This is a genomic window from Ruegeria sp. (genome assembly GCF_040830605.1).
Lineage (GTDB): Bacteria > Pseudomonadota > Alphaproteobacteria > Rhodobacterales > Rhodobacteraceae > Ruegeria.
Map to the genome: position 1 here is coordinate 254837 of NZ_JBFOMD010000009.1, position 19133 is coordinate 273969.

The window sequence follows — 19133 nt, forward strand, 5'->3', positions numbered from 1 at the left end:
TTTACAAATACTCAAATCCGACATCTGCCACGCGCCCCTAGTGTAGGTTGTGCTGAGAGCCCTTGCCCTCTTCATCCATGATCCCGCGCCCGGTCCGGAACCGATCCAGGCGGAACCGCGTGGCATTCTCGTGATACCGATCCGTAGCGATCAGATGCGCAAACACATTCCCCGAGCCCGGCACCGCCTTGAACCCGCCATAGTTCCAGCCGCAGTTCAGATAGAGTCCGTCGATATGGGTTCGGTCGATGATCGGAGAGCCGTCGGGCGACATGTCCATGATCCCGCCCCAGCTGCGCAGGACCTTGGCCTTGCCGATCATCGGCACCAGCGCCATGCCCGCCTCCATCACGTTTTCAACCGTGGGCAGGTTACCGCGCGCCGCATATGAGGCGTAGAAATCCAGATCGCCGCCAAAAACGAGGCCGCCTTTGTCCGACTGGCTGATATAGAAGTGCCCCATGCCAAAGGTCACTACATGGTCGATGCAGGGCTTCAGCCCCTCGGTGACAAAGGCCTGCAACACATGGCTTTCGATCGGCAGGCGCATCCCCGCCATCGCCGCCACCTGCCCTGACCGGCCCGCAACCACCATGGCCACCTTCTTGGCCCGGATCGCGCCGCGGGAGGTCTGCACGCCTTTGACCGTGCCGTTTTCGATATCGATACCGGTGACTTCGCAATTCTGGATCAGATCGACACCGCGCTGATCGGCACCCCGCGCAAAACCCCAGGCCACCGCGTCGTGGCGCGCGGTGCCGCCGCGCGGATGGTAGAGCCCGCCATAAAGCGGAAAGCGCAGGTTGTCGTGGTTCAGATAAGGCAGCATCTTGCGCAGCTCTTCGCGGCCCAGCAGGATCGCATCGTCCCCCTGGCTGATCATCATGTTCCCGCGCCGCGCCGCCGCGTCCCGCTGGCCGTCGGAGTGGAACAGGTTGATGATCCCCCGCTGCGAATGCATCACGTTATAGTTCAGATCCTCTTCCAGGCCTTCCCACAGTCCCAGCGAGTGCGAGTAGAACTCGGAATTGCCCTGCAGGAAGTAGTTGGCCCGCACGATGGTGGTGTTCCGTCCCACATTGCCGCCACCCAGATAGCCCTTTTCCAGCACCGCCACGTTGGTCAGCCCATGCTCCTTGGCCAGGTAATAGGCCGTGGCCAGACCATGCCCGCCGCCGCCGATGATGACGATGTCGTACTCGGCCTTGGGCTTGGGATCGCGCCAATGCGGCGTCCAGCCCTTGTTGCCAGTCAAGCCTTCCTTCAGAATTCGAAGCCCTGAAAACCGCATGTGCTCTCCCCTTGTCGCAGGCTGAAACTGACCCGCCGGGAAACACCTATCAACCCGCCATGGGCCGGGCCATATCGCTTTTCGACAAATACTGTCCTACGCGCGACCGTTTTCGTCGTGCTTGAGACACGCAGCGCATTGCCGGATGACTTTGGGCGCCGAACCTTCAAGTTCAAAGCAAGACACGCCCCAAATGGAGCGCGTCTCGGCTTTGTTTGATCACGGAAAACCTACAAGCCTTTAGCCCGATAGCTCTTGGCCACCTTGTCGATCGCCACGATGTAGGCCGCCGTCCGCAGATCCCCGACGTCCGACCTGTCATGCCAGACCTCGGCCATCGACTGATATGCGATCCGCATCGTGTCATCGAGGCCCGAGCGCACCAGTTCCAACTCACCAGCCCCGCGCAGATACTGAGCCTTGAAGTTCGGTGACATCGACCAAGCATCGCCCAGATAACGGTCCAATCGCTGTAGCTCGCTCACGATCAACTCATGGCGTGCCTCTTCCTGGCGGCGCTGCATGCGGCCAAAGCGGATGTGACTGAGGTTCTTGACCCACTCAAAGTAGGACACGGTCACACCACCCGCGTTGGCATACATGTCCGGAATAATCACGGTGCCTTTCTTGCGCAGAATCTCGTCGGCGCCAGCGGTGACAGGCCCGTTTGCCGCTTCGATGATCAGCGGCGCCTTGACTCGTTCCGCGTTGGATAGGTTGATTACCCCTTCCAGCGCGGCAGGAACGAGAATATCGCACTCTTCCTCAAGCACGGTCCCGCCGTCAGGCACATGCGTGGCGTCGGGGAACCCGGTCACACCGCCATGCTTGACGATCCATTGCCGCACCGCCTCGACATCCAGGCCGTCCGTGTCGAACAGCGCTCCGTCCCGTTCGATGATGCCGATGATCTTGGATCCGTCCTCTTCGCTCAGGAACTTGGCAGCGTGGTAGCCCACGTTTCCAAGCCCCTGTACGATCACCCGCTTGCCATCGAGCGAGCCCTCAAGACCCGCTTCCGCCATATCTTTGGGATGACGAAAAAACTCGCGCAGCGCGTATTGGACCCCTCGGCCCGTGGCCTCAACACGCCCGGCGATCCCGCCCGCATTCAGCGGCTTGCCGGTCACACAGGCGCGCGAGTTGATGTCGGTCGTGTTCATCCGCGCGTACTGATCCGCGATCCACGCCATCTCGCGTTCACCTGTCCCCATGTCGGGGGCCGGCACATTCTGAGAGGGGTTGATCAGGTCGCGCTTGGCCAGTTCATAGGCAAAGCGGCGGGTGATCTGCTCCATCTCATATTCTTCGTATTCGCGGGGATCGATGCACAATCCGCCCTTTGAACCGCCAAACGGCGCCTCCACCAATGCGCATTTGTATGTCATCAGCGCGGCCAGCGCCTCGACCTCATCCTGGTTCACGGCGGTGGCGAAACGGATGCCGCCCTTGACGGGCTCCATATGCTCGGAATGCACCGATCTGTACCCCACGAAGGTGTGCATCTGCCCCCGCAAGCGCACCCCGAACCGGACCGTATAGGTCGCGTTGCAAACGCGGATTTTCTCTTCGAGGCCAGGCGGCAAATCCATAAGGGCCGCCGCCCTATTGAACATCAGATCCACACTCTCGCGAAAGCTGGGTTCGGTTGTTCGGGTCATGCAATCCTCCCTGCCCGTTTCCGACTCACGTCATGGCGTTTTGTCGCACCCAGCTTATGACGGTTCAATTAAGAAGTGCCAATTTTTTCGGCAAAGGCTTTGGTCTGTTTACATTTTATTAGCGACTCGGGCTTCTCATCGGCGAGGGCGCGTCATTGTCCCATGCTGAGAAACAGAAATCCGCCAGCGGCGCAAAGTATCCCGCGTTTCTGTACAATAATGGCTATATAGCAACAACTTCGCCCAAATCCTGCCATCTTCTATCTATAGTTTTCTCAGGTCAATTTATCTAAGGTCGGCTGCTCGGCCATCAGAGGGTTTGTCATGCGCATGGGTTCTTGGAAGTCGGTGGTTGAACAAAAGAAAACTGCCCCTTTTGCCAGATCGGAGATCGGAAAGTTCGCGTCCGGCGAGGATGGCAGCATGACGATCAATGCACTTTTCCTCTTTATCACCATCCTGGCGATCACCGGTCTGGGCGTCGACCTGATGCGCTTCGAGCGGAACCGGTCAATCCTGCAATACACCGTCGACAGGGCAGTGCTGGCGGCGGCTGACCTCGACCAGACGATTCCTCCGCAACAGGTGGTCGAGGCTTATTTGGACAAAGCCGGTCTGGGCGAATACCTCACCGGCGTGGATGTGCAGGAAAGCATCGGCTACCGGAAGGTGACGGCGACCGCCGAGATGGAGGTTCCGACGCATTTTGTGAACTTTACCGGCGTTCGGTCGTTCAGCGCACCGGCTGCAAGTGCCGCCGAGGAAAGCATCGGCGGCGTCGAGATATCGCTGGTACTGGACGTGTCAGGCTCAATGAACAGCAACAACCGGCTGCCGCGGCTGAAGGTTGCGGCCAAGGAATTCGTGGACCAGATGATCGAGAACTCCGAGGACGGCAAGCTCTCGATTTCCATCATCCCCTATGCATCGCAGGTTTCGGTGCCGGATAGCATTTTTGATCAACTCAACGTCTCCACTGAGCACGACTACTCCAACTGCGTGAACTTCACGTCTTCGCAGTTCTCGAGCCGCACGCTTTCACCGACGGATCCGCTGACGCGCACGATGCATTTCGATCCCTGGTACAATTATGATGCCCGCATCAACGCATCTCCAGACATTTTGGGCGAAGGTACGAGTTCCGGTTCCTCATTGCCGGTTTGTGAAGCACGCGAGTCCCGCGAGATTTTGCCGCTGCAAAAAGACGCAACCGTGCTCAAAAACTACATCGAAGGCTTCATTGCCCGTGGCAATACCTCGCTGGAAATCGGCATGAAATGGGGCACCGCCCTTCTTGACCCGAGCATGCGTCCTGTTGTTTCGCAGTTGGCGGCCAACAACGAAATCCCCAGTGTTTTCGGCGACCGCCCTGGCGCATATGGCACAAGCGAAACCCTCAAGGTCATCGTGCTGATGACCGACGGGGCAAACACCACACAATACTATATCCCTGAAGGTTATCGTGGGGACAACTCTACAGTCTGGTGGAATGAGCAGGCGAAGAGGTACTCCACCTTCGACGAAAACAACAACCGCTACTATTGGGACAATGCCACCTCGGAATTGGACGCACTCAGCAATTGGCAAGACCACGCGTACGGGAACGGCACATACGAGCGTTGCATCAGCACAAACCAATACGGTAACTGCACCGACACCCGAGAAACGGAAGAAGAAGGAACCGCTACTGAACTCTCTTTCGGGGAACTCTGGGCCTACACCTCGATTTTGAGCAACTACTACACGAACTTTCAGCCATGGATGGGTTCGGCGGCTAACTACCCGTGGTACTATGATATTCGCAAGGGTATCGATGCCGGTGTCAAAAACTCGCGCACTCAGTCCATCTGCTCGGCAGCCAAGGACGCGGGCGTGATTGTATACACCATCGGCTTTGAAGCGCCGTCCGGGGGGGTCTACCAGCTGCAAAACTGCGCCAGCTCGGACAGCCATTACTATGAGACGGAACCAGGTGTAAGCATCTCGGATGTCTTTGCCTCGATCGCATCGTCGATCCGTAAGCTGAGGCTGACTCAATGATCCGCCGCGTGGCAAACTTCCTGCGCCGTTTCCGGCGCAACGAATCCGGCAACATCGTCGTTGAATTCGTCATTGTCTTTCCGATCGTCATGGTAACTGCGCTCTCTGGGATCGAGTTGGGCTTTGTCGCTCTGAACCACGCGATGCTTGAGCGGGCCGTGGATCTGACGGTCAGGGACATTCGCATCGGAACCGGCACGGCCTTTACCCATGATGCGATCAAGGACACCGTTTGTGTTCGAGCGGCTTTCATCCCGAATTGTGACGCCAACCTGAAGTTGGAAATGATACAGTTGGATCCGTTTGCCGGTGTAGCCCTGCCCGCCGATCCGGATTGCACGGACAAATCCGAAGAGGTCCGGCCGGTCCGTTCATTCGCAAACGGGCAGAGCAACGAATTGATGGTACTGCGCGCATGCGCAAAAATCTCGCCCGTTTTTCCGACCTCCGCACTTGGCCGGAGACTGGGGGACAATGCAGACGGGCAATACGCGCTGACGGCCACGACCGTTTTCGTTCAGGAGCCGAGGTAAGACATGTTTATGGCTAAACTCCGCAACCACCTGAGGAAATTCGCACGAGATACAGAAGGGGTCATTGCGATTGAGACGATGCTCACCCTCCCCATCATCTTCTGGACCATTATCGGGTGTTACACCTTTTTCGATGCGTACCGGCAGAGCGCATCGAACCTGAAAGCCGCTTACACGATTGGCGACCTGATTTCCCGCGAAACCCAGGAGATCGACGAAACTTACGTGGATTCGATGCATCAGCTGATGCAGATCATGATCCGCAACACCGAAAACGTAAGCATGCGTCTGACCCTCATCGCCTTTGACGAAGAGGAAGACCGTCACTTTGTCAGGTGGTCGACCGTGCGAGGATTCGACACTGAATGGACCGACGGCAACGTCCACCTGATGCGCGACCGGCTGCCGCCCATGCCCAACGCCGACACGCTGATCGTTGTCGAAACCAGCAACGACTTTCAGCCGCCGCTGGTCTTTGGTGTCTTGTTCAATTGGGGCCTTATCGGTGAGATCGAGCTGAATAATTTCATCTTCACCCGTCCCCGTTTCACCAACGAGATTGCGGCCAGCGTTTAAACGCCGTCTCGTTCCGCCATCAAGGCGGCCAGAGTTTCCGACATGAACTTGGTTTGTGCGGCGGCAGTAACGCCGCCGACACCGATTCTACGGCCCAGGCGCCACCAGAGACCGGGTGCCCAGGTGCCCTCCCCTGCGGTTCGGGTCCGAAGCAGGAAACCGTTGGAGGGCTTGAAGGCGAACACGCCGCGGTCCATCGCCTCGACATCGGTAACCTGGGCTATGACAACCCCGGCGCTTGAGCGAAGCTCTGTTGTAGTGAGTTCGATCCGGTACGCAGTTGCCTGGTACATCCGCTGCGCCAACCAGAGCGCAAGAATGCCCATCACGATCAGAAATACCTGCCACCCGAGTGCAGGTGGCGTCGCAAGCGCCACGTAGATAACCAGCACGCCCACGGTCACCAGCATCCCTACCCCGATCCAGCGGCGGGGCGCCGAAGCCTCGACCACGGCAAGTATCTCGTCCTGCATCGCACCTCTCCGTTTTGTTCTGACTGTCGGATACTGCAAATCCGGGGCAAGCGACAGGGCCTTGCTGCCACCATCAGGCCCCCACAAATTCGCACAGCATCGGTGCCGGAGCGCAAATTGATCGCAGCAACGCACGATTTATCTTGGGGCAAAGCTACAGGAGGCCGATATGTCCCTCAGACCAATGATTGAAACCCGCAAGGCTGTGCCCACGATGGAGGGCGCAGGCGTCAAACTTCACCGCGCCTTTGGGTTTCAGGATCCGGAAGAGCTCGATCCTTTCCTGCTGTTCGACGATTTCCGCAATGAACGGCCCGAGGATTACCTTAAAGGGTTTCCCTGGCACCCGCATCGCGGCATCGAGACCATCACCTATGTCCTGTCCGGCACGGTTGAGCACGGCGACTCGCTGGGCAATACCGGCACGCTTGGAGCAGGCGACGTGCAGTGGATGACCGCAGGCTCGGGCATCCTGCATCAGGAGATGCCCAAGGGGAACGCGAGCGGTCAGATGCACGGGTTCCAGCTCTGGGGCAACCTGCCCGCGAGCCAGAAGATGACGGCGCCGCGCTATCAGGATGTGCGCGGCAATGATATCCCCGAAGTGGTCGATGATGACGGCACCCGCGTTCGGGTGATCGTAGGTGAGTTCTGGGGCAAGAGAGGGCCGGTGGACGGGATCGCGGCGGATCCGCAATATCTAGATATCTTCGTGCCCGCGGGGGTTAGGAAAACCTTTCACATCGACACCTATCGCCGCGCCTTCGCCTATGTGTTCGAAGGCCAGGCCGCCTTTGCCGGTGCCTCGGCACCCACAGGCGTACTGCTCGAGAAAGAGGTGGCGGGACAAGAGGTCAATATCCGCGACATGTCCGGCGACCGCACATTGGTGCGCTTTGGCACCGGTGACGAGATCACCGTGCAAGCCGGACCTGAAGGTGTGCGCTTCCTGCTGATCTCAGGCGCGCCGATTGCCGAGCCGGTGGCGTGGCACGGGCCGATCGTGATGAACACGAAAGAGGAATTGCGGCAGGCCTTTCGCGACCTGCGCAACGGAACGTTCATCCAGCCCGCCCATTGATCCTGTAGGGCGCGCTCAGTCCCTGCTCTGCGCGCCCACGGTCTTGCACACCATCTGCCAGTAGGCGTCGGCCACCTGCTCGCCCGACAAGCGCCCTTCGGGCCGGTACCAGGTATTGACCCCGGTCAGCATCGCGATCACCCCCAGCGTCGCGATACGCGGGTCGGGCACGTCGAACTGTCCCTGAGCCACACCATCCTGCAGGATCGCTTCCAACTCGTTCTCATAGGCCCGGCGCAGCCCTTCGATGGCCGAGAAATTCTCCGGGTCCAGATTGCGCAGCTCCATATAGGCGATGAACACCTCGTCGGGGCGCTGCAGGTGATAGCCGATGTGAAATCGGGTGAACGCCTCGAGCCGCCGCAGTGGATCGCCCGAGCGGTCCTGACCCGCCCATGCCGCGAGCAGCTCATCCATATGGGTTTTCATCAGACGGAACAGCAGGCTCTGCTTATCGGGTATGTAATTATAAAGCGCCCCCGCCTGCACGCCGACCTCACCCGCGATCTGGCGCATCGAGACGGCGGCATAGCCATACTGCGCAAACAGCCTCAGCGCCGCCGCCTGAATGCGCGGGCCGGTTATATCGGAATGGGAACCTTGGGTACGTGCCATGCCGTCACGCTATCTGAACATGCGTTCAGATAGAACCCCGCTTGATCCGCCGCACCGAAACGGGCATCAAACACTCAGGCCACAGCCAAAGAGATCCCGATGCCCGTTCTGTCCCGCGCTATATTGCTGATTGCCCTTGCCGGTTGCACGCAGGTGCCCGCGTTGGACGAGCGGTTGACCCCGGATCTGCGCAACGCGCCGTACCCCCGGCTGATCCCGCTGGACGACGCGCTTGGCCCACCACCCAATCCGCAGCAGGAGGCCTCCGAGTTGGAGGATCAGCTGACCGCGCGCCGCGACCAATTGGCAGCGCGCGCCCGGCTTTTGCAGGCTCCGGTGGTCGATGACACCGCCCGCGACCGTCTGGAACAGGATATCGACGGCTGATCCCACATCGGTGCATTGCGCCCCTGCCCCGAACCGGCTAAGGCACGCGGCAACGGACGGGCCGGTGGCGGCCGGATCTTCGAGCAGAAAGGGACCCTCAGGATGACACAGGCGCTGCGGCTTGGGATTGCAGGTTTGGGGACCGTTGGCGTGGGCGTGGTCCGGATCATCCGGCGCCAGGCCGATCTGCTTGCGGCGCGCACGGGCCGCCGGATCGAGATCGTGGCGGTCTCGGCCCGCGACGCGGACAAGGATAGGGGCGTCAGCCTGTCGGGATATGCCTGGGAAACCGACCCCGTGGCGCTGGCCAAACGCGACGATATCGACGTCTTTGTCGAACTGATGGGCGGCTCGGAAGGGGCCGCAAAGGACGCGACCGAGGCAGCGCTGGCGAGCGGCAAGGATGTGGTCACCGCCAACAAGGCGCTGCTGGCCATCCACGGGCAGGCGCTGGCCGAACAGGCCGAGGCGGCGGGCCGCGTGATCCGGTTCGAGGCCGCCGTTGCGGGCGGCATCCCGGTGATCAAGGCGCTGACCGAAGGGCTGGCCGGAAACGGCATCACCAGGGTCATGGGCGTCATGAACGGCACCTGCAATTACATCCTGACCCGGATGGAATCGCAGGGGCTCGGCTATAACGCCCTGTTCGACGAATGCGCCAAGCTGGGGTATCTCGAAGCCGATCCCAATCTGGACGTCGGCGGCATCGACGCGGCGCACAAGCTGACGCTGCTGGCCTCGATCGCCTACGGCACCAGACCCAATTTCGACGGCATCGAAGTTGAAGGCATCCAGCGGATTGAGTTGGAAGATATCCGGCAGGCCTCGGACATGGGCTATCGCATCAAGCTTTTGGGCGTAGCGCAGCGTTCGCCCCGCGGGCTTGAGCAGCGGATGCAGCCCTGTCTGGTGCCTGCCGACTCGCCGCTGGGGCAGCTTGAGGGCGGCACCAACATGGTGGTGGTCGAGGGCGACGCGGTCGAGCAGATCGTGCTGCGCGGCCCCGGCGCGGGCGAAGGCCCAACCGCCAGCGCCGTATTGGGCGATATCTGTGATCTGGCGCGCGGGCTGCACATCCCGACTTTTGGCCAACCCGCCGATACGCTGGAAGCGGCGCAACCGGCCCGCACCGGCCTGCCCGCGCCTTACTACCTGCGCACGGCGCTGCTGGACAAACCCGGCGCGCTGGCCAAGGTCGCGGCCATTCTGGGTGAGGCCGGCATCTCGATCGACCGGATGCGCCAATATGGCCACACCAACAGTACGGCTCCGGTGCTGATCGTGACCCACAAGACAACCCGTGCGGCGTTGGACGAGGCGCTTTCGGCGTTGAAGGAAACAGACGTCGTCGCGCTTGAGCCCGTCGCCCTGCGCATCGAAGAGCTCTGAGCCTTCCTCTTGCAGAGGCCGGGCGGGACGGGCTATGCCCGTTGAAACGTCTTCAATGACCAAGGGATAGTGACATGAGCTCTGACGACACCACCTTCCATGACCGCATGCTGTCGCTGGGTCTGGCCCGCGTTGCCGAACAGGCGGCGCTGGCCTCGGCCTCGCTGGTGGGTCGTGGCGATGAAAAGGCCGCCGACCAGGCCGCCGTGAACGCCATGCGCGAACAGTTGAACCTGCTGGACATCGCAGGTGTTGTGGTGATCGGCGAGGGCGAGCGTGACGAGGCGCCGATGCTTTATATCGGCGAAGAGGTCGGCACCGGCAAAGGCCCGGGCGTCGATATCGCGCTGGACCCGCTCGAGGGCACCACGCTGACCGCCAAGGACATGCCGAACGCGCTGACGGTGATCGCCATGGGTCCGCGCGGCTCGATGCTGCACGCGCCGGATGTGTACATGGACAAGCTGGCCATCGGTCCGGGCTATGAGCCGGGCGTGGTGATGCTGGACATGTCGCCCCGCGAACGGGTCGAGGCGTTGGCGAAAGCCAAGAGCTGTGATCCTTCCGACATTACCGTGTGCATTCTGGAGCGTCCGCGGCACGAGGCGATGATCTCGGAAGTGCGTGAAACCGGCGCCTCGATCCGGCTGATCACCGACGGCGACGTGGCCGGTGTCATGCACTGTGCGGAGGCTGAAGAGACCGGCATCGACATGTATATGGGCCAGGGCGGTGCGCCCGAGGGCGTTCTGGCCGCTGCGGCGCTGAAATGCATGGGCGGGCAGATTTTTGGCCGCCTCCTCTTCCGCAACGATGACGAGCGTGGCCGCGCCGCCAAGGCGGGCATCACCGATCTGGACCGGGTCTATGCCCGCGACGAGATGGTGACGCAGGACGTGATCTTTGCCGCCACCGGCGTGACCGGCGGCTCGCTGCTGCCGCGTATCAAACGCGAGCCAGGCTGGGTCGAGACCACAACGCTGCTGATGCGCTCGAAGACCGGTTCGGTCCGGCGCATGTCTTATCGCACGCCGCTGGCGCCGCATCAGTAAGCGGCTTGCGCCGCTGCCTCCGGCGGGAGTATTTGTAAAAAGATGAAGGGCCGGGTCCGCGATGGGCCCGGTCTTGGTACATTGGGAGACGCGGTGAGTTTTCTTGGGGTTGAGCAGTCACTGACGGGGCGGCGCTGGGTCGGGCCTTCGGTTGAGTTGGAACGCGCGTCCGAGATGATGGCGCAGCAAACCAGCCTGCCGCGCGCGGTCTGTCAGGTGTTGGCCCGAAGGGGCGTTCCGGCGATGGAGGCCAAGGGGTTTCTGGCGCCGACTTTGAAGGAGCTGTTGCCCGACCCGCGCGGAATGAAGGATATGGAGGTCGCCGCCACGCGGTTTCTGCAGGCGGTGCAACGCAATGAACGGATCGCGGTCTTTGCCGATTATGACGTGGATGGTGGCAGCTCAGCCGCGCTGCTGCTGGTCTGGTTGCGGCAGATGGGGCTGCAGGCGACGCTCTATGTGCCGGACCGGATCGACGAAGGCTACGGCCCGAACGTGCCCGCCATGCAGGAGCTTGCGACACGCCACGATCTGATCATTTGTGTCGATTGCGGCACGCTGAGCCATGAGCCCATCGCCGCCGCGAAGGACGCGGATGTCATCGTTCTGGATCACCATCTGGGCGGCGAGACCTTACCCGACTGCGTGGCCGTGGTGAACCCCAACCGGCAGGACGAGAGCGGCGATCTGGGCTATCTCTGTGCGGCTGGTGTCGTTTTCCTGATGCTGGTCGAGGCAGGGCGGCAACTGCGTGAGGCCAGGGCGAAAGGGCCCGATCTGATGGCCCTGCTGGATCTGGTGGCGCTGGCCACGGTGGCCGATGTGGCGCCGCTGATCGAGGCGAACCGGGCGTTGGTGCGGCAGGGGCTCAAGGTGATGGCGCAGCGGCATCGGCCCGGGCTGGTGGCGCTGTCGGATGTGTCGCGGATGGATGCGGCGCCAAGCTCCTACCATCTGGGTTTTTTGCTGGGTCCGCGCGTCAACGCGGGCGGGCGGATCGGTCAGGCGGATTTGGGCGCGCGGCTGCTTTCGACCGAGTCGATGGTCGAGGCCGAGGCGCTGGCGCAGCGGCTGGATGAGTTGAACACCGAGCGGCGCGAGATCGAGAACACCGTGCGCGCCGCCGCACTTGAGCAGGCCGAGCAACGGGGATTGGAAGCACCGCTGGTCTGGGCGGCGGCCGATGGCTGGCACCCGGGCGTCGTCGGCATCGTCGCCTCGCGGCTCAAGGAGGCGGCCAACCGGCCCGCCATCGTCATCGGCTTTGACGGGGATGAGGGTAAGGGTTCGGGCCGGTCGGTCTCGGGCGTCGATCTGGGCGCGTCGATCCAGCGGCTGGCCGCCGAAGGGCTGTTGGTCAAGGGCGGTGGGCACAAGATGGCTGCCGGGTTGACGGTGATGCGCGACAAGTTGGAACCGGCGATGGAGCGTCTGTCAGAGCTGCTGGCCAAGCAAGGCGCCAGTCAGGGCGGGCCTGCCGATCTGAAACTGGACGGGGCGCTGATGCCCAAGGCCGCCACCGTCGACCTGATCGAACAGATCGAACAGGCCGGGCCCTTTGGTGCCGGCGCCCCTGCCCCGCGCTTTGCCCTGCCCGGCCTCCAAGTGCGCTTTGCCAAACGGGTGGGAGACTCGCATCTGAAACTCTCGCTGTCGGACGGGATGTCCGGCGGGCTGGACGCCATCGCCTTTGGCGCCTTCGACGGCCCGTTGGGCGAGCGTCTGTCCAATCATGGCGGCGCGCGGTTCCATTTTGCCGGGCGGCTTGAGATCAACACATGGGGTGGCCGGCAAAGCGTTCAACTGCGTCTCGAGGATGCCGCAGACGTCGGAAATGACTGAAAACATGGGCCCTCAGGAACCGCGTAAAAAACTTTCACCAAACCGCATTTTTCCGCTTGCGGGGTTGGGCGGTAATACGTAAAAGGCGCTCCACAAGCCAGCGTGGCCCGTTCGTCTATCGGTTAGGACGCCAGGTTTTCAACCTGGAAAGAGGGGTTCGATTCCCCTACGGGCTGCCACTTTTCTCCGCTTATCATGATAGCCTCACAGATCGCGCTGTTTTTGTGCGATGTTGCTGCCTCCATTGTGCGGGCAAGAAAAAACCCCCGGACCGATCCGGCCCGGAGGTTCTCTTGCGTGCGCTGGCGGGTTACTCGCTCGGACTTTGCAGTGAGTTCGGATCGAAGGCCCCTCCGAAACCGCCATTGCCGCCGGACGGCTGCTCATCGGTATCGGTGTCTGGTACGTCGTCCTCTCCCTCACCGCTCAGCGTGTTCGGAGCGAAGACATTGCCGAAGCCGCTGTTGTTGGACGGTTTCGGAGCCGACTGCTGCGCTTCGCCTTGCTCGGCCTGTTCGGCCTGTTCGGCCTCACGTTGCTTGCGCTGCTCCTCACGCTTCTTGCGCAACTCCTGAATGCGCTTCTCGGCCTCAAGGCGCTTCTGCTCCTTGACGTCGGCGATGCACTGCGCAGGGCTGTAAACCGTCGCCGTGCCCACGACCGAGATCGTGGCGATGGCAAAGACCACCAACACCACCGCAGCCGCGTTGCCGGTGAAGAAGCCGGGCAGTCTGACCTTGCCGGTCACCTCACCCACCGTTGCCTGACGGCGCGCGGCAGCGACCACCTCCTTGCGCTTGATGCTCGCTTCGTTGAGCAGCGCGAAGAACACGGTCAGCACCACAATGATGAAGGCCAGTGCCGAGATCGCCGGGGTAATGCCGTAGCGCACCTTCTGCGCCAGCTCGATGGTAAGCGTCGGATATTCGCCGAAGGTGAAGGTCGTGGTGTTGTAGTTCTCGAACGAGGCGAGGAACGCCAGCACCGCGGCCGAGGCAATCGCCGGACGCATGAAGGGCAACAGGATCTTGCGGAAGGCCTGCGCGTGGGTCGCGCCCAGATCCAGCGCCGCCTCGGTCAGTGCCACGTCATAACGCTGCAAACGCGCCACCAGCACCAGCATACAGTAGCTGGCGATGAAGGTGGACTGGCCGATCACCGTCAGGAAGATGCCGTTCGACAGGAAGCTGTCCGCCCCCAGCCCCAGGAACCGGTTGATCCGGTCCCAGAACACCAGCGTCGAGATACCCAGAACCACGCCCGGGATCAGGATCGGTGCGATGATGATCGTGTAGTAGGAGGCGCGCAGCTTTGGCCAGATTTGGGTGAGCATCAGCGCCCCCGCCAGACCCATCGCCACCGACAGCACGACAGTGCCAAGCCCGATGATCAGCGAGTTCTTGATGCCGTTCAGGATGCGCTGATCCTGAAACAGGGCGCTGAACCAGTCGAAGGTGAGGCATTCCCACGGCGTGGCTCTTGGGAACTCGGACGAGTTGAAAGCGGTGATCGACATAATCACCAGCGGCCCGAGCAGATAGGCGAAGAAGATCGCCAGATAGACCCAGACGCTTATGCGGAGGAAGGAAGTGTTCATTTCCCGATATCCCCCATGTTCACCTTGAACAGCCGCATCACGGCCAGCACGAACAGGATGCAGGTCACCAGCAGAACGATGGCGTAGGCGGCCCCCTGCGGCCAGTCGTTGTTGTCATTGAACTGCTGATAGATCAGCTGCGTGAACCACAACGACGATGGCCCGCCAAGGATCTGCGGAGCCGCCAACGCGCCCGCGCTGAGCATGAAAACCATAGTGCAGCCCGAGCTGATGCCCGGCTTGGCATAAGGCACAACGACCCGCCAGTGGATACGCCACCAGGGCGCTCCCAGATCCCGTGCCGCCTCGATCTGGTTGTGATCCAGACTTTCGATCACATTGTAGATCGGGAAGATCATCAGCAGGATGTAGGCGTATCCCAGACCGGCATAAAGCGCGATGTCGTTGCGGATGAAGTCGAAGGGCGTGTCGAAGATGCCCACGCCCACAAGCACCGTGTTCAGCACCCCGGTCTCACCAAAGATGATGCGCAGCGCAAAGGCGCGCAGGATCTCGTTGATCCAGTAGGGGATGATCAGCATCAGCGCGAAGACGCGGATGTGGTTGCCCTTGGTCTGGCCGAGATAATAGGCGATGGGATAGCACAGGATCAGGTTGAAGATCGTCACGCAGACCGCCGCGATCAGCGTGCGAAAAAAGATCCTCAGATCCACGACGTTGTAGTCCTGGCTGCCGCCTTCGGGGCCGTAGACAAGGTATTTGTAGTTCTCCAGCGTGTAAACGTCCTTGGGCCCGCCGATCTCGGGCGGCGGCAGGTTGGGACGGAACGAAAAGTCGAGCATCGACAGCTGCGGCAGGATGATCAGGCCAATGGTCCAGAAGAGGACCAGGCCCAGAATCGCCAGCCCCATTCCGGTGCCGTTGCGGTTGAGGAACTCCTTGAGGAAGCCGGGCATTGTCAGGCCTCCTTATTCCGCAGCCAGTTCGCCCGCCGGAACGACCACCGCGTTGCGGGTCTCATATTCCAGCGTGATCGCCTGACCGGTATGGGATTCAAAGGATTGGCCCAGATTCGGGATCGACACCTTGATCTCCTTGCCGCCCTCACCCTCGGTGAAGATGTTGAAGACGTTGCCCTCGAACTCCTCATGTGTGACCGAGGCGGTCACGAAATGATCCCCGGTGACGCCGTCGGGCGCGATGGCGAAAGCCTCGGGGCGGATGAACATCATCGCCTCGTCCCCCTCTTTCATCTTGCCCTGATTGGCGGTCGAGATCCGCGCCACCAGATCGCCTGAGCGGTTGGTGGTGATCAGCGCTTCGCTTCCCATGACTTGTTTAACCTTGCCACGGAAGACGTTGTTTTCGCCTACGAAAGAGGCCGCAAATGCGGTCGAAGGGTCGTTGTAGATGGTCTTGCCATCGGCGATCTGGTCGATCACACCGGCGCGCATCACGGCAATGTCGTCCGACATGGTCAGCGCCTCACCCTGGTCATGGGTGATGTAGATAAAGGTGATGCCGACGCGTTTCTGAATCTCGCGCAGCTCGGTCCTCATGTGCTGGCGCAGCTTGAGGTCGAGCGCCGAGAGCGGTTCATCCAGCAGCAGCACATCCGGTTCGGCACAAAGCGCCCGGGCAATCGCCACCCGCTGACGCTGGCCACCCGACAACTCGCTGGGCAGCTTGTCGCCCTGATCCGGTAGCGCGATCATGTCCAGCAGCTCATCGGCGCGCTTGCGGCGCTCGGCGCTGCTGGCGCCCTTGATCTCCATCGAAAAGGTGATGTTCTCCCACACCTTCATCAGCGGGAACAGCGCCAGGTTCTGAAAGATCAGCGCGGTGGGGCGCTTGTTCGGCCCGATGCCCTTCATGTTGTTTCCGCCGATCAGGACATTGCCCTCGGACGGCTCAAGAAAGCCCGACACCGCGCGCAGGATCGTCGTCTTGCCACAGCCCGAGGGCCCGAGGAACGAGAAGAAATCGCCCCCGTTGATGTTCACATTCGCGTCGCGCACGGCGACAAAATCTCCGAACCGGATCCAAAGGTTTTCCAGATCGACTCCGACCCCAGCACTCATCTTTTGTTTCTCCCTCGCAATGCGGTTCCGCGTGGTACGGCCACATTTGTTTCTTGTCTTTGCGCGCGCGGCACATACAAAGAGGGCCCCCTGCACGTGCACAGGGGACCCGCATTCAGGGCGATCAGGCGCTCTTGAACTTGTTGACGAACTCGGTCCGGACCTCGGCATACCAGGGTGCCTCGGCCGGCCACGGGTTCAAGTTGGCCAGCGAGTCGCCGGGATAGGCCTCGGCAAAGTTCTTCTTGTAGACGTTACCCGCGAAGGTATCGGCGCCCAGAACCGGCGAGTTGTAGCCGTGGCTGTCGATGGCCACGCCCGCAGGTTCCTTGCGATAAGCGAACTCGAGGAAGGCATAGATCTGGTCGATATTGGCCGCACCCGTCGGCATCGAGACGCCGTCGACCCAGGCCATCGCACCCTCGACCGGCGCCTGATAGTGCACCGGCTCACCGGCGGCCTTCAGTGCCAGCGGCGGGCCGTCCCAAGTCTGACCGACGACCACACCTTCGTTCAGCAGGCCGTTCTTCTGGGTGTCGGCATCGTTCCAGATCAGCTTGATGCGATCCTTGCGGGCGATACACCAGTCGGCCACCTGGCCCCAGACCTTGCGCATGGTTTCCTCGTCGCCGTAAGCGGCCCAGATCGAGCCCGGCTCCATCTCGCCCGAGCGCTCCATGTAAAGGCCCGCGCCCAGCATCATCGAATGCGCGCGGCCCATGGTCTTGCCCGCGTTCTCTTCCGACCAGACGTCGCCGTAAGACGGCGCGTCGCCCTCGGGCAGCCACTTGTCGGTGCGATAGGCGATGCCCTCGGTGCCCCAGATATGCGGCAGCCAGTGCACGCCGTTGCCGCCGAAGTTCCACGCGTCGGTGCCGATCTTGGCCATTGCCGGGTTCACCGCGTCGACATTGACCTTGCCCATGTCGAAGGGCTGCAGCAGCTCCAGCGGCTCCCACTGAAGCGAGCGGTTGTTGGTTGGCGACACGATGTCGAAACCCTGACCCTTGGTGGCCTTCATCTTGTTGATGATTTCCTCGTTCGAACCGATACCAGTGTAGTTCACCTTGATGCCGGTTTCGCTTTCGAACTCGGAGATGAAGGACGGCGGCAGGTAGTCCGACCACATCAGGATGTTGATCTCACCCGAGGATGCCAGCGCGCTCTTGGAATAAAGCGGTGCGGCCAGTGCCGCAGCGCCAGCCCCCTTCAGAACCGAGCGGCGGGTTACAGTTGATTCTACAGCCATTAGTTACTCTCCCGTTTTTTGGACTGATTTGGCGTTGTTTTTCTTGGTTATACGTGAAGTCTTTGCGGTGCTTTCTACTCTCCTAAAGTGACAGTTTCATATTTTGGTAGGTCCAGATGCGATCACTCGTTTTTTGCCGAAGTTTTGGGATCGGCGCAGCCGACGAAACGATGCGCTGTGTCTTTGCATGATCCTGAAACCATTGCTTAAACGCAGTTTCAGGCCTTTTGCACCGACGGGTCATCTCGCAGGTCAATCTCACGTCTGCTTCCCCCAGTTGTGACTGCGCGACCGCCGTTTCTTGTTGTTCCCGGCGCATTGGCCTGACAGCAAAGCAGGTGGTCCGGCATCACGGTACCAATCTAGCACATTTTCCGGCCGCATCGCGGTCCGGCGCGACCTCCTGCAAGGTAACAGCGACCGCCCCCCGAGCCTCAGACCGCCATGCCGATCAGCGCAACGCCCAAGGCCATCAGAACCGCAGCTCCCAGCCGCCGCATCCAGTTGCCTTCCTTGAGGAAGACGAACCCGATCAGCGCGGCAAAGATCACCGAGGTTTCCCTGAGCGCCGACACCGCCCCGAGCGGCGCGAAGTTCTTGGCATATAGCACCAGCCCGTACGCCGTCATCGACACCAGTCCGCCGACAATGCCGGTCATCCAGACCTTGGCGGGCAGTTGCGCCAGAACGGCGCGTTTCCGGATACCCACGAAACCGGCGATGAAGAGGTGCAAAAAAGCGCCCCAGGCCCAATAGCTGAGCGTATTGCCCGACAGCCGTACCCCGATCCCGTCCACCACCGAATAGATCGAGATGCAGAACCCGGTGCCCAGCGCAAAGCCCAGTGCCGCCCGGCCCACGCCTGAGCGCAGCGCCTTCCAACTGCTCAGTTGGATGCCTAGGGCGATCAGGGCGATCCCACCCCAGGCCTGCCATGGCAGCACCTCGCCCACCAGGACCATCGCCCAAAGCGATACCAGCGCGGGCACGATGCCGCGGGCGATGGGATAGACGACACTCAGATCTCCATGCTGATAGGCCTTGCCCAGCATGAAGTAGTATCCGAAATGCACCACGGTCGAGAGCAGGATGTAGGGAAAGCTCTCGGCACTGGGCAGCGGCAGCAGTACCACCATGATCCCTGCGGGGATCACATGGCCAAAGGCCACAAGCCCCAGCGTGGTGGTCCGGTCGGCCGCCGTTTTCACGATGGCGTTCCAGACGGCGTGCAGCAGCGCCGCCGACAGGATGATGGCGATGACGAAGAGTGTCACGTGCGGGCCTTTCGCGCGAGGAAGGACCGGC

Annotated in this window: 18 protein-coding genes and 1 tRNA gene; 9 read left to right on the forward strand and 10 right to left on the reverse strand. The window is 61.4% G+C overall.

Going from position 1 to position 19133, the window contains the following annotated elements; all coding sequences use genetic code 11:
- Window positions 1-37: 37 nt before the first annotated feature.
- The 3 genes from AB3N21_RS15170 to AB3N21_RS15180 all read right to left on the reverse strand — a co-directional run bounded on the left by AB3N21_RS15170 (window position 38) and on the right by AB3N21_RS15180 (window position 3386).
- A complete protein-coding gene (locus AB3N21_RS15170) occupies window positions 38-1291 on the reverse strand; it encodes a sarcosine oxidase subunit beta family protein (protein WP_367935996.1) in 1254 nt (417 codons plus the stop codon).
- Window positions 1292-1521: 230 nt separating this feature from the next.
- On the reverse strand, window positions 1522-2952 hold the full coding sequence (locus tag AB3N21_RS15175; RefSeq protein WP_367935997.1) for a Glu/Leu/Phe/Val dehydrogenase: 1431 nt from the start codon (window positions 2950-2952) through the stop codon (window positions 1522-1524).
- 275 nt (window positions 2953-3227) lie between these two features.
- Entirely contained in the window at window positions 3228-3386 is a 159-nt protein-coding gene (locus tag AB3N21_RS15180; protein WP_171174584.1) for a hypothetical protein, read from the reverse strand.
- Between AB3N21_RS15180 and AB3N21_RS15185 the strand changes: the two genes are divergently transcribed.
- From AB3N21_RS15185 to AB3N21_RS15195, 3 genes are all read left to right on the forward strand, one after another.
- Window positions 3376-4992 (forward strand): pilus assembly protein TadG-related protein, encoded by a 1617-nt coding sequence (locus AB3N21_RS15185; protein ID WP_367935998.1) that lies wholly within the window; start codon window positions 3376-3378, stop codon window positions 4990-4992. The two genes, AB3N21_RS15180 and AB3N21_RS15185, sit on opposite strands and share 11 nt — an antisense overlap.
- Window positions 4989-5525 (forward strand): TadE/TadG family type IV pilus assembly protein, encoded by a 537-nt coding sequence (locus AB3N21_RS15190; protein ID WP_171174588.1) that lies wholly within the window; start codon window positions 4989-4991, stop codon window positions 5523-5525. Before AB3N21_RS15185 ends, AB3N21_RS15190 begins: the two co-directional genes overlap by 4 nt.
- Before the next feature lie 78 nt (window positions 5526-5603).
- Window positions 5604-6101, forward strand: a complete 498-nt coding sequence (locus tag AB3N21_RS15195) for a pilus assembly protein (protein WP_367935999.1) — start codon at window positions 5604-5606, stop codon at window positions 6099-6101.
- Here the strand turns inward: AB3N21_RS15195 and AB3N21_RS15200 are convergent.
- Window positions 6098-6574 carry a hypothetical protein gene (locus AB3N21_RS15200; protein ID WP_367936000.1) on the reverse strand — a complete coding sequence of 159 codons (477 nt, stop codon included), beginning with the start codon at window positions 6572-6574 and terminating at the stop codon, window positions 6098-6100. The genes AB3N21_RS15195 and AB3N21_RS15200 overlap by 4 nt on opposite strands.
- 169 nt (window positions 6575-6743) lie before the next feature.
- On the opposite strand from AB3N21_RS15200, the gene AB3N21_RS15205 reads away from it, so the two are divergent.
- A complete protein-coding gene (locus AB3N21_RS15205; RefSeq protein WP_367936001.1) occupies window positions 6744-7655 on the forward strand; it encodes a pirin family protein in 912 nt (303 codons plus the stop codon).
- A gap of 15 nt (window positions 7656-7670) precedes the next feature.
- Here AB3N21_RS15205 and AB3N21_RS15210 read toward each other — a convergent pair whose 3' ends face one another.
- Entirely contained in the window at window positions 7671-8270 is a 600-nt protein-coding gene (locus tag AB3N21_RS15210) for a TetR/AcrR family transcriptional regulator (RefSeq protein ID WP_367936002.1), read from the reverse strand.
- Window positions 8271-8369: 99 nt separating this feature from the next.
- Here AB3N21_RS15210 and AB3N21_RS15215 point away from each other — a divergent pair, with 99 nt between their 5' ends.
- From AB3N21_RS15215 to AB3N21_RS15235, 5 genes are all read left to right on the forward strand, one after another.
- On the forward strand, window positions 8370-8657 hold the full coding sequence (locus AB3N21_RS15215; RefSeq protein WP_367936003.1) for a hypothetical protein: 288 nt from the start codon (window positions 8370-8372) through the stop codon (window positions 8655-8657).
- Between the two features lie 102 nt (window positions 8658-8759).
- Window positions 8760-10046, forward strand: a complete 1287-nt coding sequence (locus tag AB3N21_RS15220; protein ID WP_367936004.1) for a homoserine dehydrogenase — start codon at window positions 8760-8762, stop codon at window positions 10044-10046.
- 74 nt (window positions 10047-10120) lie between these two features.
- Window positions 10121-11098: a class II fructose-bisphosphatase gene (gene glpX, locus AB3N21_RS15225; RefSeq protein ID WP_367936005.1), complete on the forward strand. Its 978-nt coding sequence runs from the start codon at window positions 10121-10123 to the stop codon at window positions 11096-11098.
- A 93-nt stretch (window positions 11099-11191) separates the two neighbouring features.
- Entirely contained in the window at window positions 11192-12940 is a 1749-nt protein-coding gene (recJ, locus tag AB3N21_RS15230) for a single-stranded-DNA-specific exonuclease RecJ (protein ID WP_367936145.1), read from the forward strand.
- Between the two features lie 104 nt (window positions 12941-13044).
- Window positions 13045-13119 (forward strand) — tRNA-Glu (locus tag AB3N21_RS15235).
- A 131-nt stretch (window positions 13120-13250) separates the two neighbouring features.
- On the opposite strand, the gene AB3N21_RS15240 is transcribed toward AB3N21_RS15235, so the two are convergent.
- The 5 genes from AB3N21_RS15240 to AB3N21_RS15260 form a co-directional block, all read right to left on the reverse strand.
- Entirely contained in the window at window positions 13251-14537 is a 1287-nt protein-coding gene (locus tag AB3N21_RS15240; RefSeq protein WP_367936006.1) for an ABC transporter permease subunit, read from the reverse strand.
- Window positions 14534-15454 carry an ABC transporter permease gene (locus tag AB3N21_RS15245; protein WP_367936007.1) on the reverse strand — a complete coding sequence of 307 codons (921 nt, stop codon included), beginning with the start codon at window positions 15452-15454 and terminating at the stop codon, window positions 14534-14536. The genes AB3N21_RS15240 and AB3N21_RS15245 overlap by 4 nt, the downstream gene beginning before the upstream one ends.
- Window positions 15455-15466: 12 nt before the next feature.
- Window positions 15467-16579, reverse strand: coding sequence for an ABC transporter ATP-binding protein (locus tag AB3N21_RS15250; RefSeq protein ID WP_367936008.1), 1113 nt, complete (start codon window positions 16577-16579; stop codon window positions 15467-15469).
- A 124-nt stretch (window positions 16580-16703) separates the two neighbouring features.
- Window positions 16704-17828, reverse strand: a complete 1125-nt coding sequence (locus AB3N21_RS15255; protein ID WP_367936009.1) for an extracellular solute-binding protein — start codon at window positions 17826-17828, stop codon at window positions 16704-16706.
- A 434-nt stretch (window positions 17829-18262) separates the two neighbouring features.
- Entirely contained in the window at window positions 18263-19102 is an 840-nt protein-coding gene (locus tag AB3N21_RS15260) for an EamA family transporter (RefSeq protein ID WP_367936010.1), read from the reverse strand.
- Between the last annotated feature and the right edge of the window lie 31 nt (window positions 19103-19133).